This window comes from Roseovarius sp. PS-C2, assembly GCF_018862045.1.
In the GTDB taxonomy this organism is placed as follows: Bacteria; Pseudomonadota; Alphaproteobacteria; order Rhodobacterales; family Rhodobacteraceae; genus Roseovarius.
On sequence record NZ_JAHKSQ010000004.1, the window covers coordinates 394,529 to 411,343 of the forward strand.

Annotated in this window: 17 protein-coding genes; 12 read left to right on the forward strand and 5 right to left on the reverse strand. The window is 64.3% G+C overall.

All coding sequences use genetic code 11. The features are described from left to right. Positions 1-3 precede the first annotated feature (3 nt). Positions 4-1,167: a TIGR03862 family flavoprotein gene (locus tag KPG71_RS10190; RefSeq protein ID WP_216337964.1), complete on the reverse strand. Its 1,164-nt coding sequence runs from the start codon at positions 1,165-1,167 to the stop codon at positions 4-6. After that, a complete protein-coding gene (locus KPG71_RS10195; RefSeq protein ID WP_216337965.1) occupies positions 1,164-2,501 on the reverse strand; it encodes a mechanosensitive ion channel family protein in 1,338 nt (445 codons plus the stop codon). The genes KPG71_RS10190 and KPG71_RS10195 overlap by 4 nt, the downstream gene beginning before the upstream one ends. Positions 2,502-2,576: 75 nt before the next feature. On the opposite strand from KPG71_RS10195, the gene KPG71_RS10200 reads away from it, so the two are divergent. The 4 genes from KPG71_RS10200 to KPG71_RS10215 all read left to right on the forward strand — a co-directional run bounded on the left by KPG71_RS10200 (position 2,577) and on the right by KPG71_RS10215 (position 6,060). Beyond that, positions 2,577-2,882, forward strand: coding sequence for an HNH endonuclease (locus KPG71_RS10200; RefSeq protein ID WP_216338000.1), 306 nt, complete (start codon positions 2,577-2,579; stop codon positions 2,880-2,882). A gap of 292 nt (positions 2,883-3,174) precedes the next feature. Continuing rightward, entirely contained in the window at positions 3,175-3,912 is a 738-nt protein-coding gene (locus KPG71_RS10205; protein ID WP_216337966.1) for an SDR family oxidoreductase, read from the forward strand. Beyond that, positions 3,912-4,796 carry an NAD(P)-dependent oxidoreductase gene (locus tag KPG71_RS10210; RefSeq protein ID WP_216337967.1) on the forward strand — a complete coding sequence of 295 codons (885 nt, stop codon included), beginning with the start codon at positions 3,912-3,914 and terminating at the stop codon, positions 4,794-4,796. The genes KPG71_RS10205 and KPG71_RS10210 overlap by 1 nt, the downstream gene beginning before the upstream one ends. A 124-nt stretch (positions 4,797-4,920) precedes the next feature. Continuing rightward, complete coding sequence (locus KPG71_RS10215) at positions 4,921-6,060, forward strand: AI-2E family transporter (protein WP_216337968.1); 1,140 nt, start codon at positions 4,921-4,923, stop codon at positions 6,058-6,060. 39 nt (positions 6,061-6,099) lie between these two features. Here the strand turns inward: KPG71_RS10215 and KPG71_RS10220 are convergent, their stop codons facing one another. Further along, positions 6,100-6,714 carry an enoyl-CoA hydratase/isomerase family protein gene (locus tag KPG71_RS10220; protein ID WP_216337969.1) on the reverse strand — a complete coding sequence of 205 codons (615 nt, stop codon included), beginning with the start codon at positions 6,712-6,714 and terminating at the stop codon, positions 6,100-6,102. Next, positions 6,711-7,460 carry an SDR family oxidoreductase gene (locus tag KPG71_RS10225; RefSeq protein WP_216337970.1) on the reverse strand — a complete coding sequence of 250 codons (750 nt, stop codon included), beginning with the start codon at positions 7,458-7,460 and terminating at the stop codon, positions 6,711-6,713. Before KPG71_RS10225 ends, KPG71_RS10220 begins: the two co-directional genes overlap by 4 nt. Positions 7,461-7,592: 132 nt before the next feature. Between KPG71_RS10225 and KPG71_RS10230 the strand changes: the two genes are divergently transcribed. From KPG71_RS10230 to KPG71_RS10245, 4 genes are all read left to right on the forward strand, one after another. Next, entirely contained in the window at positions 7,593-9,116 is a 1,524-nt protein-coding gene (locus KPG71_RS10230) for a DUF2125 domain-containing protein (protein ID WP_216337971.1), read from the forward strand. A gap of 231 nt (positions 9,117-9,347) precedes the next feature. Then, complete coding sequence (locus KPG71_RS10235; RefSeq protein ID WP_216337972.1) at positions 9,348-10,694, forward strand: TldD/PmbA family protein; 1,347 nt, start codon at positions 9,348-9,350, stop codon at positions 10,692-10,694. Further along, complete coding sequence (locus KPG71_RS10240) at positions 10,681-11,460, forward strand: 3'(2'),5'-bisphosphate nucleotidase CysQ (protein ID WP_216337973.1); 780 nt, start codon at positions 10,681-10,683, stop codon at positions 11,458-11,460. Before KPG71_RS10235 ends, KPG71_RS10240 begins: the two co-directional genes overlap by 14 nt. Positions 11,461-11,552: 92 nt before the next feature. Beyond that, on the forward strand, positions 11,553-12,455 hold the full coding sequence (locus tag KPG71_RS10245) for a DMT family transporter (protein ID WP_216337974.1): 903 nt from the start codon (positions 11,553-11,555) through the stop codon (positions 12,453-12,455). Here the strand turns inward: KPG71_RS10245 and KPG71_RS10250 are convergent. Beyond that, positions 12,388-13,212: a glycosyltransferase gene (locus KPG71_RS10250; RefSeq protein WP_216337975.1), complete on the reverse strand. Its 825-nt coding sequence runs from the start codon at positions 13,210-13,212 to the stop codon at positions 12,388-12,390. The two genes, KPG71_RS10245 and KPG71_RS10250, sit on opposite strands and share 68 nt — an antisense overlap. A gap of 365 nt (positions 13,213-13,577) precedes the next feature. On the opposite strand from KPG71_RS10250, the gene rpsL reads away from it, so the two are divergent. From rpsL to KPG71_RS10270, 4 genes are all read left to right on the forward strand, one after another. Next, a complete protein-coding gene (gene rpsL, locus KPG71_RS10255; protein WP_007817136.1) occupies positions 13,578-13,949 on the forward strand; it encodes a 30S ribosomal protein S12 in 372 nt (123 codons plus the stop codon). A 12-nt stretch (positions 13,950-13,961) separates the two neighbouring features. Further along, positions 13,962-14,432, forward strand: coding sequence for a 30S ribosomal protein S7 (gene rpsG, locus KPG71_RS10260; protein ID WP_073035451.1), 471 nt, complete (start codon positions 13,962-13,964; stop codon positions 14,430-14,432). A gap of 20 nt (positions 14,433-14,452) precedes the next feature. Next, positions 14,453-16,576 (forward strand): elongation factor G, encoded by a 2,124-nt coding sequence (gene fusA, locus KPG71_RS10265; protein WP_216337976.1) that lies wholly within the window; start codon positions 14,453-14,455, stop codon positions 16,574-16,576. A gap of 91 nt (positions 16,577-16,667) precedes the next feature. Then, on the forward strand, positions 16,668-16,815 hold a 148-nt coding region (locus tag KPG71_RS10270), incomplete at its 3' end, for a GTP-binding protein (protein ID WP_253196198.1).

Sequence of the window (16,815 nt, forward strand, 5' to 3'; positions counted from 1 at the left end):
AGATCAGCCGGTAAGCCAATCAACGGCTGCGCGTCCTGCCCAACGGCCTGTGGCAAGACAGGCGGTCAGCAGATACCCCCCTGTCGGGGCTTCCCAGTCCAGCATTTCGCCAGCGGCGAAGGTGCCGGGCCGGTCGCGCAACATCAGCCTCTTGTCGAGCGCGTCAAAGCGCAGTCCTCCGGCGGTCGAGATCGCCTGATCCATCGGGCGCGGTCCTTGCAGGGGGATCGGCAAGGCCTTGATCAAGGGGGCGGGGTCGGGCGGCAGGGGGCGCGCGAATTCCATCAGCAGCGCTTGCTTGATCGGCTCCAGTTTCAGCGTCTTGCGCAGGTGGTTCGACAGGCTGGCCTTGCCACGGGGGCGCGACAGGCGTTGGCACAGGGTATCAATCTCCAGATCGGGCGCCAGGTCCAGCGTCAGCGCCGCACCATCGCGCAGCAAGGCCGACAGGGCGTAGATGCCGCCCCCTTCAAGTCCTTGTTCGGAAACGATGATTTCCCCGCGTGAGACATGATCCCCGGCATGCAGCGCCACTCCTTTGACCGGGTTGCCGAAATGCCGCCGCATGTGATCCGACCACGATATGACAAAACCCATATTGGCGGGCTGGAACGTGGTCAGACTTTGTGACGGCAGATGCGCCGCCCATGCGCCGTCGGACCCAAGCCGCGCCCAACTGGCACCACCACAGGCGAGGATGGTGACATCCGGTGTCAGCTCTTGCCGGCCTTGCGGCGTGTCAATCAGAACTGCCCCATTGTTCCATCCGCTCCAGCGCCAGCGGGTTTGCAGGCGAACGCCAAGGCGTGACAGTTCGGCCAGCCAGGCCCGCAACAGCGGCGAGGCCTTCATCGCCTCGGGAAACACCCGCCCGGTGCTGCCCGTGAACAGGGATTGACCCAGGCCTCTGGCCCATTCCTGCACCTGTTGAGGGCCGAATACCGACAGCATCGGGCGCAACATCGGGGCGGCCTCGCCATAGGCGGCGATGAAGGTTTCGAAATCCTCGTCCTTTGTCAGGTTGAGGCCCGACTTTCCCGCCATCAGCAGTTTGCGCGCGGGCGACGGTTTGGCCTCGGCCACAGTCACGGCATGACCGGCGCGCGCCAGTTCGCCAGCGGCCATCAGCCCGGCAGGGCCTCCCCCGATGATCAGCGCCGTGCTCATGTCACGGGCGGTGGGGTGCCCTTGTCGAGGCCCACATGATGCACAACCCGTTGCGGGAAGGGGATCTCAATATTGTTGTCTTTCAATACGTTCCAGATGGCGAACAGCACCTGTGGGGTGAACTTGTTCTTGCCGTCGTCTATGCCGTTGACCCAGAATTCCACCGCGAACTCGACGCCGCTGTCGCCGAAGGCGCGCAGTTCGCAATCGGGGGCTTCTGGATCGTTCAGGACAAAGGGCAGGTCGCCCACGGCCTTTTCCACCATGGGCGGAATCAGGTTGATGTCGGTGTCGTAAGACACTGAAAATGGGGCTTCGTAACGGTTTGCGCTGCCCTGATCCGAGTAATTGACGACACGGGTGGTGATGAAATCCTCGTTCGGGACGACGATCCAGCGACCGTCGAAGGTTTCCAGGATCATCGCGCGGGCGGTGGTCTTGACGATGGTTCCGGCCTCACCATTGTCCAGTTCCACATAATCGCCCACGGTCGCCTGCCCTTCGAGCAGCAGGATCACGCCCGAGATGAAGTTCGAGGCGATCTTTTGCAGGCCAAAGCCAAGGCCGACGCCGATAGCACCGCCAAGGACGGCAAGCGAGGTCAGCGAGATGCCGAGGACGTTCATGAGAACTAGGAATGCCGCGCCGAAAATGGCGATTTCTGCAGCCTTTACGGCCAGTTGCCGTGTGGCGGGGCGCATGTCTTCTTGCGACTGGATGTAGTTGGCCGACTGGTCGTTCGACCAGCGCCCCAGCCAGAAGATCACGCCGCCCGCGACGATGGCCTTGACCAGCCACAACAGGTCGAACGACATGTTGCCCAGGGGGACGATGGTGGTTGAGAGTTTCTCGGTCACGAGGTCCAGAATGCCGAGCGCATAAAGCCCGGCGACCGGGATCAGGATGTATTTCCCAAGCAGTTTCAGGAACGGGTCGGCAAGGATGTCACGCACCAGAATGCGCACGGCGAGAAACAGAAAAACCCTTTTGCCAAAGGCAATTACGCCGCCCGACCCAAAGATGGACCGGGTGACGCTTTCGCCTGCGCCGGTCAGGATATAGGCCAGCAAAGGCAGCAGGAGCGGCACGAACAGCAGCACCATTCGGCGGGCGCGGGCGATGACGTGATCCTGATCGGGGGGCGGGGTCAGAAGCTGTGTCAGGACGGGTCTGATGCGCCGGCTGATCACCACCGCCAGCAGGTAGGCGACGATCAGCAGGGCGAATTGCGACCACGCGGCGGGGCTGAGGAGCCAGCCCTTGGCGATGTCCCAGCCCTGCATCGCATAGTCCATGGCCTGCTGCACGATCGGCGGCGGGTTGTCCCAATCCATAACGCACCTCTTGCAAAACGGTTTAACTGCGCCATCCTCTTGCCCGTTGGCGGCCACGGGATCAAGGCAAAGGCGATGGAGAACACCGAAGAAGACCCGATTTGCCCCTTGTGCCAAAGGCCGATCCCGCCGGAGGCGCGTCAGAGCCTGCATCACCTGATCCCCCGGCTGAAAGGCGGGAAGGGCGGGCCGACGGTACTGTTGCACCAGATCTGCCATAACGAGATTCACGCCACGCTGACCGAGGCCGAACTGGCGCGGGACTATGCCACCGTCGCGGCGCTGAGGGCGCATCCGAGGCTGGAGGCGTTCATCCGGTGGGTGGGCAAACGGCCGCCCGGATTTCACTCGAAAACCCCCGGCGGGCGGCGCAAGCGTTAACAGGTGAGTCGGACCCGGCGAAAGCCCTTTGTTAACAAGGGAAATCGCCGTTCGGTATTGCATCGGTATCACGTCGGTATCGCGTCGGTATCAAATCGGTAAATCCCGGCGGTTAACGGGGCGTACGCGTACCGTTTGTACGAAAGGGCCCGTGGTTTTGTACGAAACGCGATTGGTGGGAAATGGCGCGGGGCCGGGTGCGTCCTGTCCGGCCACGGCCCCGCTTGCCAGCGGTAGCAACTGCTGTACCATCGCCCGGATTGCGGAGATGATCCAACAGGGGAATTGCAACATGAGACTGGACGGAAAGACCGTCGTGATGACGGCGGCAGGGGCCGGGATCGGGCGGGCCTCGGCGCTGGCGATGGCGCGTGAGGGCGCGACCGTTTACGCGGCGGATATTGACGCCGGGGCGCTGGACAGCCTTGCGGCGGAACATGCGGGTATCCGCCCGGTGACGCTGGATGTCACGGACGGCGCCGCGATCAGGGCGTTCGCCGCCGACACCCCGGTGCCCGACGTGTTGTTCAACTGCGCGGGCTGGGTGCATGACGGCACCTTGCTGGAGGCCACGGATGCGGATTGGGACCGGTCCTTTGCCATCAATATCCGCGGCATGGCCCGGATGACCGAGGCCTTCCTGCCGGGCATGATCGACGCCGGGGGCGGGTCGATCATCAACATGGCGTCGGTCGTGTCGTCGATCACCGGCGCGGCCAGCCGATGCGCCTATGGCGCGACCAAGGGCGCGGTGATGGGGCTGACCAAATCCATCGCCACGGATTACATCAGGGATCGCATCCGCTGTAACGCGATCTGTCCGGGCACCGTTCTGACGCCGTCGTTACAGGACAGGATGGCGGCGCGGGGCGATTACGATGCGGCCTATCAGGCGATGCTGGACCGCCAGCCCCTGCGCGAGATGACCCACCCCGAGGATATTGCGCCGATGGTGGTGTACCTGGCCTCGGATGAATCCAGGGTGACGACGGGGCAGTTTTTCGTGGTTGATGGCGGCTGGACGATCTGATGGCGCAGGAGATCGGACTGATCGGCCTTGGCGCGATGGGCGCGGGCATGGGGCGCAACATTCTGGCCGGGGCGGGCGGGCTGCATGCGCTGGCCAATCGCAACCGCGCGGTGATCGACGGCCTTGTCGCGGCGGGCGCGGTGGAACATGCCAGCGCCGCCGATCTGGCCCGCGCCTGTGACGTGGTGGTCTTGTGCCTGCCCAATTCGGACGTGGTGGAGCAGGTGGTGGACGAGATGCTGCCGGTTCTGCGCCCCGGCCAGATCGTGATCGACACCGGCACGTCGGCGCTGCCCTCGACCCTGAAACTGGCGCAGACCCTCAGCGACAAGGGCGTGCTGTTTGCCGAAGCGCCGCTGACCGGCGGGGCGCAGCAGGCCGAGGAGGGACAGTTGGGCGCGCTGGTCGGGGCCTCGCCCGAGGTGTTTGCCAAGGTCGAGCCGGTGCTGGGCCTGTTCTGTTCCAGCGTTCAGCATTTCGGCTCGATCGAGGCCGGGGCGAAGGCGAAATTCGTCAACAATTACATGGTCATGGGCATTGCCGCGCTGGTGACAGAGGCGTTTCACACCGCTGCCGAGGAAGGCCTCGACTGGGGCAAGCTGTATGATGTGGTCACGCGCGGTTCGGCCTCGTCGGGGGTGCTGGACAGGGTGATCGGCAATGCGAAGGACGGCGATTTCATGGGCTATGTGTTCTCGGTCGAGAACGCGGCCAAGGACATGCGCTATATCGCGGACATGCAGGAGCAGCAGGGCCATGCGACGCCCCTGTCGCGGGCGGTGCATGACCTGTTCCAGCATGCGGTGGAGCAGGGCCACGGCGCGCGGCGGCTGAGCGAGTTGTTGCGCCCCGAGATCAGGACGCGGCTGTTCGAAACGGAGTGAGGCCGGGCGGTGCGGTGCCGCCTGATTGGGCAATGGGGGCCTGTCCGCGCCCTGCCTGACGGGGCATGGGTTGTCACTCTGGCGTGGGCTGCCCATAGTGGATGCGCAATGATCGAGAGACGAAATGGCGGCAGGCGATAACAGACAACCGGGCCTTTTGGGCGAGACGGAAAACTATGCGCGGGTGCGCACCACGGCGCTGGTCATCATCGCCTTTGCGGTGGTGCTGTTCCTGCTGGTGCAGGCGCGGTTCATCCTGATTTCGCTGGCGGTGGCGATCATCCTGTTTTCGCTGACCTCGGACGTGATCCGCCTAATCGCGCGGCAAAGGATCGGGCGGTTCGGCTTTCCCAACTGGCTGGCCTCGATCATCGCGCTGGTGCTGATCTCGGCGGCGCTGCTGGTGCTGTCCTCGATCCTGCTGGCGCAGCTCAACACGGTCCTGTTCACCGCGCTGTCCTATGCTGAGCGCGCCCCCGAGGCGGTGGCCTCGTTGTTCGCGTGGATGGGCGAGGATGTGGAGCAGTCCATTCTCAATTCGCTCAGCAGCGTGCAGATTTCGGGCTATGTGCGCACGGTGGCGGGGCAGGCGGGCAACCTGATGCAGGGCACGGTTCTGGTGATCCTGTTCGTGGGCTTCCTGTTTGCCGAACGTATCTGGTTCGACACCAAGATGCTGAATTTCTTCGGCGACGAGGCACAGGCGGCGCGGGTCAACAAGATCATCACCTCGATCATTCACCGGGTGAACTATTACCTGCTGGTCAAGACGGTGGTCAGCCTGATCACCGGCGCGATGATCTATGTGGTGGCGCGGTTCTTCGGGATCGAACTGGCGCTGGCGGTGGGGATTCTGACGTTCATCCTGAACTACATTCCCAATATCGGCTCGATCGTGGCCACGGGTATGGTGGCGCTGGTGGGCTATGTGGAAACTGGCGAGGCGCAGACCACGGCGGCGTTGTTCCTGATCTGCGGGGCGATCCAGTTTCTGAACGGCAACGTGATCGACCCGTGGATGATGGGCCGGGCGCTGCGGCTGTCGTCCTTCGGGATCATCATCAGCCTCGCCTTCTGGGGCGCGGTCTGGGGGATACCGGGCATGTTCCTGTCGGTGCCGATCATGGTGATGTTCATGGTGGTGTGCAGCCATGTGCCGGAACTGCGCAAGCTGGCGGTGCTGCTGTCGCGCGAGGGGCTGCCCGAGGACGAGACCGAACTGGACCGGATCGGCGAAGAGATCGAGAACCGCAAGGCATCCTGAGGGGTGCCTGCGGTTCGTGAGCCGGCCGTGCCGCGCCGGTCAGACCCGGCACATGCCCTTGATCGTGGCGGCATGGACGTAATCGGCGGCGAGCGTGTCGGCGGCGAGGTCCAGGGTGCGCGCCATCAGTGCGTCGGGGTCGGCGACCTGATCGAACAGGCCCCAGGACAGCGCCTCGTCGGTCGTTACCTTGTGGCCGCCCATCAGGATCAGCTTGGCGCGCGCCGGGCCCATCAGTTGCGTCAGGCGCTTGGGGTCCGAGGGCTGCGGCAGGAAGCCGAGCTTCATCACCGGATAGAAGGCCTTGGCCCCGTTGGCGGCGACGCGCAGGTCGCAGGCCAGCACCATGCCCATCGCCCCGCCCGCCACGGTGCCGTTCAGCGCGGCGATGGACAGGCCCGGAAAGGTGGCGATGGCGGAACTCAGCCGCTCCCACACCGCCGATGTCGCCAGCCCGGCGCGGGCGGCTTCCAGATCGGCCCCGGCGGAAAACACCTTGCCCGCGCCGGTCAGGATCAGAACGCGGGCCTCGTCATGGGCGGCCTCGGCGATGCGGGCCAGTTCGGTCAGCATCTCGGCGGTGAGGGCGTTGGCCTTGTCGGGCCGGTTGAGGGTGACGGTCCAGAGTTTGCCGTCCTTGGTGAGGTCGATCATGTCAGGCCTAGCTTGTTGCGGATTTCAGGATCACGAAGCGAAATTTCCTGCCCCAGATGGGCGTCGGCCCCGGCGCCGCACATCCACAGCAGCGCTTGGGCGGGCCAGTCGGCGGGGATGTGTTCGGACCAGTCAAGTTGACTGACGCGGTTGATGCCGCTGGCCTTGATCACGTGTTGCATGTCGGTGGCCACGGTGCCGGGCGACAGGCCCATCACGCGCAGCCCGTCGGCGGCGCCTTCGGTATGGGCGCATCGTGTCAGCATCGCCGCACCGGCCTTGGAGGCGCAATAGGCGCTCCAGCCTTCCAGCGGGTTATGGGCCGCGCCGGAACTGATGGTAATGATCGTGCCGCCGCCCTGTTTGCGCATCACCGGCATCGCCGCGCGCATGCCGTGGAAGACGCCCTTGAGGTTGATGTCGATCAGCTTGCCCCATGCGTCGGGGTCGGCCCCGGACAGGGGGGCGATCGGTTCGATCACACCGGCGTTCCCGATCAGGATGTCGAGCCTGCCGAACGCCTTGAGGCAGGCCGCGACCGCGGCTTCGACCTCTCGGTAGCGGCTGACGTCGCAGGGCAGGGCGATGGCCTGTTTGCCCAGTTCCCCGGCCAGGTTCGCGATGGCGTCGGCATTGCGGGCCACCAGCGCCACATTGGCCCCGGCCCCGGCGAAAACCCGCGCAGTGGCGGCGCCGATGCCACGGCTGGCCCCGGTGATCAGGGCCGTCTTGCCTGTCAGGTCCATGCTGTCCCCCCCTTTGGGCGTGTCGGGCCAAGTGGTAACGCGTGCTTTCCCGAGGGTCCAGCCAGAACCACCCTTGACCCCGCTGGCCCGAGGCCAGAGATTATGGGCGACATTGTTATGAAAGGGTCCGGTATGGCACCGCGCACACAGCTCGTCGCTTCGGCGGCAACGATTGGTTTTTTCATTTCCGGCTCGGCCGCGATGGCCGATGTGACGCCCCAACAGGTCTGGGAGGACTGGCAGGCGTATTTTTCGGGGTTCGGGTATGAGGTCGAGGCGGTCACCGAGCAATCGGGCGATACGCTGAGTGTCCGGGACCTGAGCATGAACATGCCGATGCCCGAGGCCGAGGGCGATCTGGAGATCGTGATCCCCGAACTGGGCTTTACCGATAATGGCGACGGCACGGTGTCGATCACCATGCCCGAGACCTTGCCGATCCGCGTCATGGCCGCCGATGACGAGGGGCAGGCGTTCGAGTCGGTGATCGAGTATCGCAGTTCGGGCTTCGAGATGCTCGTTTCGGGCGATGCCGATCGGATGACCTATGCCTACAGCGCCACGAGCGGCACGCTGGAACTGACCGAGGTCACCGCCGATGGCGAGCCGGTGGAGTTCGGAACCGCCAGCATGACCATGTCCGACATGGCCGGGACCTCGGTGATGAGCAGTGGCGATTTGCGCGAACTGACGCAGGAATTCACCTCGGGCGAGGTGCTCTATGCGCTGGACGTGACCGATCCCGAAACCGGCGGGCGCATGACGGCGCAGGGCAGTTACGACAGCCTGGGCTATGCCGGCACGGGCACCCTGCCGGACAGCATGAACAGCACCGACATGGCCGCGATGCTGGAGGCCGGGTTCAGCATGGACGGAACCTTCGAGGTGGGGGCGGGATCGGGAACGATGTCGTTTGACGAGAACGGCGACACGTTCAAGACGGTCAGCACCTCCGGGGGCGGTGATTTCGGCGTGGCGATGGATGCGGGCAAGCTCAGCTATTCGGGCGCGACGAATGACATCGAAATGACGGTGGAAACCAACCAGCTGCCGTTCCCGGTGCAGTTCGCCAGCCAGAAACTGGGGTTCGAGATGACCACCCCGGTCAGCAAGGGCGACGAGCCGCAGGATTTCGCCGGATCGTTCACATTGTCCGAATTCACCATGTCCGAGGCCATCTGGGCGATGTTCGACCCCGCCCAGCAATTGCCGCGCGATCCGGCCACGGTGGATATCGACCTGACCGGCAAGGCGCGTCTGCTGTTCGATCTGCTCGATTCCGAACAGGCCGAAGCGCTGGAAGACATGGAAGATGCCCCGGCGGAACTGAACGCGCTGACGCTGAACCGGCTGACGGTGCGTCTGGCCGGTGCGGAACTGACCGGCGAGGGCGATTTCACCTTCGACAATTCGGATCTGGAAAGCTTCGACGGGCTGCCCGCGCCCCTGGGAGCGCTGGACCTGCAACTGGTGGGCGGCAACGGGTTGCTGGACAAGCTGGTCGCGATGGGGCTGATCCCGCAGGATCAGGCCAGCGGCGTGCGCATGATGATGGGCCTGTTCGCCCGTCCGGGCGATGGCGAGGATACGCTGGTGTCGCGCATCGAGGTCAACGAGGAAGGTCATGTTCTGGCCAATGGCCAGCGCCTGAAATAAGCCCCCCGGCCCTTTGGGCGGCCTGACATGAAACGCGAAACGCCCCTGCGGAGACCTGCGGGGGCGTTTTGTATGTTTCTGTCGCTGACGCCGGAGGCGGAACCTTGAAAAGGTTCCGGTCCGATTTCTTTTGAAGAAATCGGGGCCTGTGTCCGGCTTTTTCTTTCACCTGCCGGGCCTTGTGCCGGGGCGGGGCAGGGGCTACCTGTTGCCCGCATTCAGGAGACACGCATGACCCGACCGCTTGACCAGTTGACCGACAGTTTGCTCGACGCCGCCCGCAAGGCCGGGGCCGGGGCCGCCGATGCCATCGCCATCGAAGGGCGCTCGATCACCATCGACATGCGGGGCGGAACGCTTGAGCAGGCCGAGCGCGAGGAAGGCGTTGATGTGGGGTTGCGGGTGCTGGTGGGTCAGCGGCAGGCCTGCGTGTCGGCCTCGGATGCGCGGCCCGAAGTTCTGACGGCGCTGGCCGAACGGGCGGTCGCCATGGCGCGCGAGGCTCCCGAAGACCCTTATATCGGGCTGGCCGATCCCGGCCAGCTGGCGCGGGACTGGGACCTGGCGGCGCTGGAACTGGCCGATGCCACGCCGGAGCCCTCGGCGCAGGATTTGCAGGACGACGCCCGCGCCGCCGAGGCCGCGGCGCTGGAGGTTCAGGGCGTCAGCCAGGTGCAATCGGCCAGTGCGGGCTATAGCTGGCGCGCGGTGCATATGGCGGCAACCAACGGCTTTGCCGGAGGGTACGAGCGCACGGATCGCGGCATCAGCTGTGTGGCGATCGCCGGGGAAGGCTCGGGGATGGAGCGCGACCATGACGGCGACAGCCGCATCTTTCAGGCCGACCTGCGCACCCCTGACGATATCGGTCGCCGCGCCGGGGAACGGGCCGTGGCCGCTCTGAACCCGCGCAGGCCGCGCACCGGGGCCTATCCGGTGCTGTTCGACGAGCGGATTTCATCTTCGCTGATCGGGCATCTTCTGGCCGCCAGCAACGGCGCGGCTATCGCGCGCGGCTCGTCCTGGCTGATGGGGCGGCTGGGCGAACAGGTGTTGCCCGAGGGGCTGTCGGTGATCGAAGACCCGCACCGTGCGCGCGTCATGGGATCGCGCCCCTTCGATGCCGAAGGGCTGCCGACCCGGCGCCGTGCCATCGTGCAGGACGGGGTGCTGACCGGTTGGGCGCTGGACTTGGCCAACGCCTGCAAGCTGGGGATGGAGCCGACAGGCAGCGCCAAGCGCGGCACGAGCTCACCGCCGAGTCCGGGAACGTGGAACATCGAACTGACCCAGGGCGCGCAGAGCCGCGACGAACTGATCGCCGATATGGGCACCGGGCTGCTGGTCACGTCGATGATCGGCTCCACGATCAACCCCAATACCGGGGATTATTCGCGCGGCGCCTCGGGGTTCTGGGTGGAAAACGGGCAGATCGTCTGTCCGGTCAACGAATGCACCATCGCGGGCAACCTGCCCGAGATGCTGCGCCGCATGGTGCCCGCCAACGATGCGCGCCCGTGGCTGAGCCGGGTCGTGCCGTCGCTGCTGATCGAGGGGCTGACGATTGCCGGCGAGTGATCTGGACCTTCTGATCGACGCCGCCCGTGCGGCGGGCGAAGAGGCGTTGCGCCATACCGGCCCCACGGCAAGACGCTGGGACAAGCCGGGTGGCCTCGGTCCCGTGACCGAGGCGGATATGGCCGTGGATGCGTTGTTGTCCGACCGTCTGCGCGCGGCGCGGCCCGGCTATGGCTGGCTGTCGGAGGAAACCGAGGACAGCGATGCGCGGCTGTCCTGCGAGCGGGTGTTCATCGTCGATCCCATCGACGGCACGCGCAGTTTCATCGAAGGCTCGGGCTCATGGGCGCATTCGCTGGCCGTGGCCGACCGAGGCGTGGTGACGGCGGCGGTGGTCTATCTGCCCGCGCGCGACAAGATTTATACCGCCGCCGAGGGGCAAGGCGCGTTCCTGAACGGCGCCGCGATCCGTGTCAGCGACCGCAACGATCTGAACGGCGCATCGCTGCTGGCGGCCAAGCCCAACCTCGCCCCGCAGCACTGGGTGGGCGGCACGCCGGACGTCAAGCGCGCGCATCGTCCGTCGCTGGCCTATCGCCTGAGCCTGGTGGCCGAAGGACGCTATGACGCGATGCTGACCCTGCGCCCCAGTTGGGAGTGGGACATTGCCGCCGGAGAACTGATCCTGCGCGAGGCGGGCGCGATGACCTCGGACCGTGCGGCGCGGGTCTTGCGGTTCAACAATGCCGTGCCCCAGGTCAATGGCGTGGTCGCGGCCAACCCGGTGCTGCACGACGCCATCACCCGCGCATTGGCGGCGGGCTGAACGCGGCGCGCGGGGGCGGAGGCGCGACAGGGGGCTTGCCGGGGCGTCGGATCCGGGTCTAATGCCGAGAGAATCTGGCAGGGGCAGCGCGCATGGCACGATCCGACAATCTGACCGGGGCGTTTCTGATGATGGGGTCGATGGCGTCCTACAGGATCAGCGACAGCTTCATGAAATCCCTGGCCGGCGATATCCCGATGTTCCAGCTATTGTTCCTGCGCGGCATACTGACGACACTGGCTGTCGGTGTGATCGCCTGGAAAATGGGAGCGTTGCGCGCGCAGGTGCCGCGCCGCGACTGGGGCGCGATCGGGCTGCGCATGGTGGGCGAGATCGGCACGGCCTATTTCTTTCTTACCGCATTATTTCATATGCCGATCGCCAATGTCACGGCGATCCTCCAGGCCATTCCGCTGACCCTCACGCTGACCGCGGCGGTGGTGTTTCGCGATCCGGTCGGCTGGCGGCGGATGTCGGCGATCCTGGTGGGCTTTGTCGGGGTTATGCTGATCGTGCGGCCCGGCACGCAGGATTTCAACGTCTATTCCTTTTACAGCCTGGCGGCGGTGGGGTTCGTCACCCTGCGCGATCTGTCCACGCGGGCGCTGTCGCGCGATATCCCGTCGATGTTCGTGACGCTGATCACCTCGGCCTCGATCATGGTGTTTTTCGGATTGGGCAGCCTGTCGGGCGAATGGGCAGAGGTGGATATGCGCACGTCGGGCCTGATCGTGGGCGCGGCGGTGATGATCATTGGCGGCTATCTGTTTTCGGTCATGGTGATGCGGGTCGGCGAGGTCAGCTTTATCGCGCCGTTCCGCTATACCGGGCTGATCTGGGCGCTTGTGCTGGGGTGGGCGGTGTTCGGCGAATGGCCCGAGCCCCTGACCTTGCTGGGCGCGGCCATCGTCGTGGGATCGGGCCTGTTCATGCTGTATCGCGAGGCGCAACTGGGGCGGAAAACACGGCTTTCACGTGATCTTCGTCCACGTTGAAGCGCTCGCGCAGCTGCGCCTGCGTGACGGAATCGATCGGCGTCAGCGCACCGGGCCTGTCGCCCGCGCCTGAATCGTTGTCGCCATGCACGGCGCGCAGGTACATCGGCCAGGTCGGCTCGATCAGGGTGGGCATCTTTTCGTGCAGCTTGTGATGGGGGTAGTTCATCACCGTCTTGGTGTCGCCCGCATTGAACATCACCGCCAGCCCGCAAGACCAGAACGGGCTGCGCACCGTGCGCGCCTCGATCCCCGTATCCGACAGCCGGACCATGTAGCCGCTGCTGAACTCGAAGGCCATCTTGCGCCGGCCGTTGCGCAGGGGCGCGCTGCGCCGGGCCATGCGCCGCAGGGACCGGACGAACCCGACGCCCACCGCATCGTCGTCGTCCAGCCGGAATTGCATCGATTCGGTGTCGTTCTCGCCCAGTTCCTCCAGCAGCGCCGCCTGCATGGCCTGCCGGTGCTTCATCGGTTCCCTGGTGACGACACGGATTTGCGGGACATCCGCCGTCAGGTCGTTCAGCCGGTCGCGCCAGGGTTTGGGCAGGCTGTCGCCGACGAGGATCAGAAAGGTGAAATCCGCATCGGTCTGCCCGGCGATCGACGGCAGGGTCAGCGTTTCGAAATGGCGAAACCGCAACTCCATGCGTTCAGGGGTATAGAGATAGGACTCGCGCTCGGCGGTGCTGTCATGCATCCGCTTGAACCCGCCGAGGGCGGGATAGGAAAACCTGCAAATACCAATGACGCGCATGATCGTCCGTTGCGTGAAGAAGCCTGTCGTGCCATGCTGACAAAACCATGCGACCGGAACAAGGCGAAACGCTGTTTTCAAGGCGGCATCACTTGGGAGCAGGCTGTTGACAAGTATTCCGACTCCCCCTATATGCGCCCCATCCGGTCATGGGGGTCGCCCCGTCAACCGATATCAAAACTGAAGTGGTCAAGATCCAGGCACTTTAATTCGCCTCGATCCTCTGGGAACCAGCCGCGTCGTTCACCTCGGAATGGGAACGTTGCGGTGTTTTCGCTTTGCGGACGCGTAAGGCGTATCGAGATTAACCGCATGGGGACGGCCCTGTGCAGACACATGTGTTGAGAGACGGGGAAAGAGACCCAATGCCAACGATCCAACAGCTGATCCGCAAACCGCGGCAGCCCAAAGTCAGAAGCCAGAAATCCATGCACCTGCAAGGGTGCCCGCAAAAGCGTGGCGTCTGCACACGCGTCTATACAACGACGCCGAAAAAGCCGAACTCGGCCATGCGTAAGGTCGCCAAGGTGCGCCTGACCAACGGTTTCGAGGTCATCAGCTATATCCCCGGCGAAAGCCACAACCTTCAGGAACACTCGGTGGTTCTGATCCGTGGCGGCCGTGTGAAAGACCTTCCCGGTGTGCGCTATCACATCCTGCGCGGCGTGCTCGATACGCAAGGCGTCAAGGATCGTAAGCAGCGCCGCTCGAAATACGGCGCCAAGCGTCCGAAGTAAGAGGAATAACAGATGTCCCGTCGTCACGCCGCAGAGAAGCGCGAAGTCCTGCCCGACGCCAAGTATGGCGATCGGGTTCTGTCGAAGTTCATGAACAACCTCATGATCGACGGCAAGAAATCCGTTGCCGAGAAAATCGTCTACAACGCCCTTGATCGTGTCGAAGACAAGGTCAAACGCGCGCCGGTGGAAATCTTCCACGAAGCGCTCGACAACATCAAACCCGCGGTCGAGGTTCGCTCGCGCCGTGTGGGCGGTGCCACCTACCAGGTGCCCGTCGAAGTGCGCCCCGAGCGCCGCGAAGCGCTGGCGATCCGCTGGCTGATCACCGCCTCGCGCGCCCGCAACGAGAACACGATGGAAGAGCGCCTGGCCGGTGAACTGCTGGATGCAGTCAACAGCCGCGGCACCGCCGTGAAAAAGCGCGAAGACACCCACAAGATGGCCGAGGCGAACAAAGCCTTCAGCCATTACCGCTGGTAACCCCGAGAGGCCCCAAGATCATGGCACGCGATTATCCCCTCGAACGCTACCGCAACTTCGGCATCATGGCGCATATCGACGCCGGCAAGACCACGATGACCGAGCGGATCCTGTTCTACACCGGTAAGAACCATAAGATCGGCGAGACCCATGACGGGGCCTCGACGATGGACTGGATGGAGCAGGAAGCCGAGCGCGGCATCACCATCACATCGGCTGCGACCACCACGTTCTGGCAGCGTCAGGAAGACCCGACTCCCGAAGGGACGTCGGACACCAAGACGCGCTTCAACATCATCGACACCCCCGGCCACGTCGACTTCACCATCGAGGTGGAGCGTTCGCTCGCCGTGCTCGACGGCGCGGTCGCGCTGCTGGACGGTAACGCCGGTGTCGAGCCGCAGACCGAAACGGTCTGGCGTCAGGCCGACCGTTACAAGGTTCCGCGCCTTGTGTTCGTGAACAAGATGGACAAGCTGGGCGCCGACTTCTTCAACTGCGTCAAGATGGTCAAGGAACGCACCGGCGGCACGCCGCTGCCGATCGCCCTGCCGATCGGTGCCGAGGACACGCTGGAAGGCATCATCGACCTGATCAAGATGGAAGAATGGGTCTGGGCCGGCGAAGATCTGGGTGCCTCCTGGGAGCGCAAGCCGATCCGCGACGAGCTGAAGGATGTTGCCGACGAATGGCGCAGCAACCTGATCGAACTCGCCGTCGAGCTGGACGACGACGCCATGGAAGCCTATCTCGAAGGCGAAGAGCCCGATGAGGCCACCCTGCGTGCGCTGATCCGCAAGGGCACCCTGTCGCTGTCCTTCTTCCCGATGCTGGCCGGTTCGGCATTCAAGAACAAGGGTGTGCAGCCCCTGTTGAACGCCGTTGTCGACTTCCTGCCCGGGCCCAAGGACGTTCCGGTGCTCAAGGGCTTTGCCCCGGACGACGAAAACGAAGAGCGCAACATCGAACGTCCTGCGGACGACGATGCGCCGTTCTCGGCCCTGGCGTTCAAGATCATGAACGACCCGTTTGTCGGCTCGCTGACCTTTACCCGCATCTATTCGGGCGTCCTGCGCAAGGGCGACCAGATGATGAACTCGACCAAAGGCAAGCGTGAACGCGTTGGCCGGATGATGCTGATGCACGCGGTCGAGCGGCAGGAGATCGAAGAGGCATTCGCCGGTGACATCATCGCGCTGGCCGGTCTGAAAGACACCACCACGGGCGACACGCTGTGCGACCCGCAGAAGCAGGTGGTTCTGGAAACCATGACCTTCCCCGATCCGGTGATCGAGATCGCGGTCGAGCCGAAGACCAAGAACGACCAGGAAAAGATGAGCCAGGGCCTTGCGCGTCTGGCCGCCGAAGACCCCTCGTTCCGCGTCGAAACCGATCTCGAATCCGGTCAGACGATCATGAAGGGCATGGGCGAACTTCACCTGGACATCCTCGTGGACCGCCTCAAGCGCGAATTCAAGGTCGAGGCCAATATCGGTGCGCCGCAGGTGGCCTATCGTGAAACCATTGGCCACGAGATCGAGCACACCTACACCCACAAGAAACAGTCGGGTGGGTCGGGTCAGTTCGCCGAGGTCAAGATGATCATCTCGCCCACCGAGGCGGGCGAAGGCTACAGCTTCGAATCGCGCATCGTCGGCGGGTCGGTTCCCAAGGAATACATCCCCGGCGTCGAGAAGGGCATCGAGTCCGTCATGGACAGCGGCCCGCTGGCCGGTTTCCCGGTGATCGACTTCAAGGTCGCGCTGATCGACGGTAAGTTCCACGATGTGGACTCCTCGGTCATGGCCTTCGAAATCGCCGCCCGGATGTGCATGCGCGAAGGTCTGAAAAAGGCCGGAGCCAAGCTGCTGGAGCCGATCATGAAGGTCGAGGTGACCACGCCCGAGGAATATACCGGGTCGATCATCGGCGATCTGACGTCGCGTCGCGGCCAGGTGTCGGGCCAGGAGCCGCGCGGCAACGCCATCGCGATCAACGCGAACGTGCCGCTGGCCAACATGTTCGGCTACATCAACAACCTGCGCTCGATGTCGTCGGGCCGGGCCCAGTTCACGATGCAGTTCTCGCATTACGACCCGGTCCCGCAGAATATCTCGGACGAGATTCAGGCGAAATACGCATAACCGTCGGTGCGCCCTGAGGGCGCACCCTACACCAACCCGTAGGGTGCGCTCCCATGCGCACCGCACGACACAGAAAGAGGGAGCCAATACCATGGCAAAGGAAAAGTTTGATCGTTCGAAACCGCACGTGAACATCGGTACGATTGGTCACGTTGACCACGGCAAGACGACGCTGACGGCGGCGATCACGAAGTATTTCGGTGATTTCCGTGCGTATGACCAGATTGACGGTGCGCCGG

What these genes read in the sequence shown, in the direction of transcription:
- KPG71_RS10190 (WP_216337964.1), bottom strand. Translation starts at nt 1,167, where the DNA reads ATGAGCACGGCGCTGATCATCGGGGGAGGCCCTGCCGGGCTGATGGCC.
- KPG71_RS10195 (WP_216337965.1), bottom strand. Translation starts at nt 2,501, where the DNA reads ATGGATTGGGACAACCCGCCGCCGATCGTGCAGCAGGCCATGGACTAT.
- KPG71_RS10200 (WP_216338000.1), top strand. Translation starts at nt 2,577, where the DNA reads ATGGAGAACACCGAAGAAGACCCGATTTGCCCCTTGTGCCAAAGGCCG.
- KPG71_RS10205 (WP_216337966.1), top strand. Translation starts at nt 3,175, where the DNA reads ATGAGACTGGACGGAAAGACCGTCGTGATGACGGCGGCAGGGGCCGGG.
- KPG71_RS10210 (WP_216337967.1), top strand. Translation starts at nt 3,912, where the DNA reads ATGGCGCAGGAGATCGGACTGATCGGCCTTGGCGCGATGGGCGCGGGC.
- KPG71_RS10215 (WP_216337968.1), top strand. Translation starts at nt 4,921, where the DNA reads ATGGCGGCAGGCGATAACAGACAACCGGGCCTTTTGGGCGAGACGGAA.
- KPG71_RS10220 (WP_216337969.1), bottom strand. Translation starts at nt 6,714, where the DNA reads ATGATCGACCTCACCAAGGACGGCAAACTCTGGACCGTCACCCTCAAC.
- KPG71_RS10225 (WP_216337970.1), bottom strand. Translation starts at nt 7,460, where the DNA reads ATGGACCTGACAGGCAAGACGGCCCTGATCACCGGGGCCAGCCGTGGC.
- KPG71_RS10230 (WP_216337971.1), top strand. Translation starts at nt 7,593, where the DNA reads ATGGCACCGCGCACACAGCTCGTCGCTTCGGCGGCAACGATTGGTTTT.
- KPG71_RS10235 (WP_216337972.1), top strand. Translation starts at nt 9,348, where the DNA reads ATGACCCGACCGCTTGACCAGTTGACCGACAGTTTGCTCGACGCCGCC.
- KPG71_RS10245 (WP_216337974.1), top strand. Translation starts at nt 11,553, where the DNA reads ATGGCACGATCCGACAATCTGACCGGGGCGTTTCTGATGATGGGGTCG.
- KPG71_RS10250 (WP_216337975.1), bottom strand. Translation starts at nt 13,212, where the DNA reads ATGCGCGTCATTGGTATTTGCAGGTTTTCCTATCCCGCCCTCGGCGGG.
- rpsL (WP_007817136.1), top strand. Translation starts at nt 13,578, where the DNA reads ATGCCAACGATCCAACAGCTGATCCGCAAACCGCGGCAGCCCAAAGTC.
- rpsG (WP_073035451.1), top strand. Translation starts at nt 13,962, where the DNA reads ATGTCCCGTCGTCACGCCGCAGAGAAGCGCGAAGTCCTGCCCGACGCC.
- fusA (WP_216337976.1), top strand. Translation starts at nt 14,453, where the DNA reads ATGGCACGCGATTATCCCCTCGAACGCTACCGCAACTTCGGCATCATG.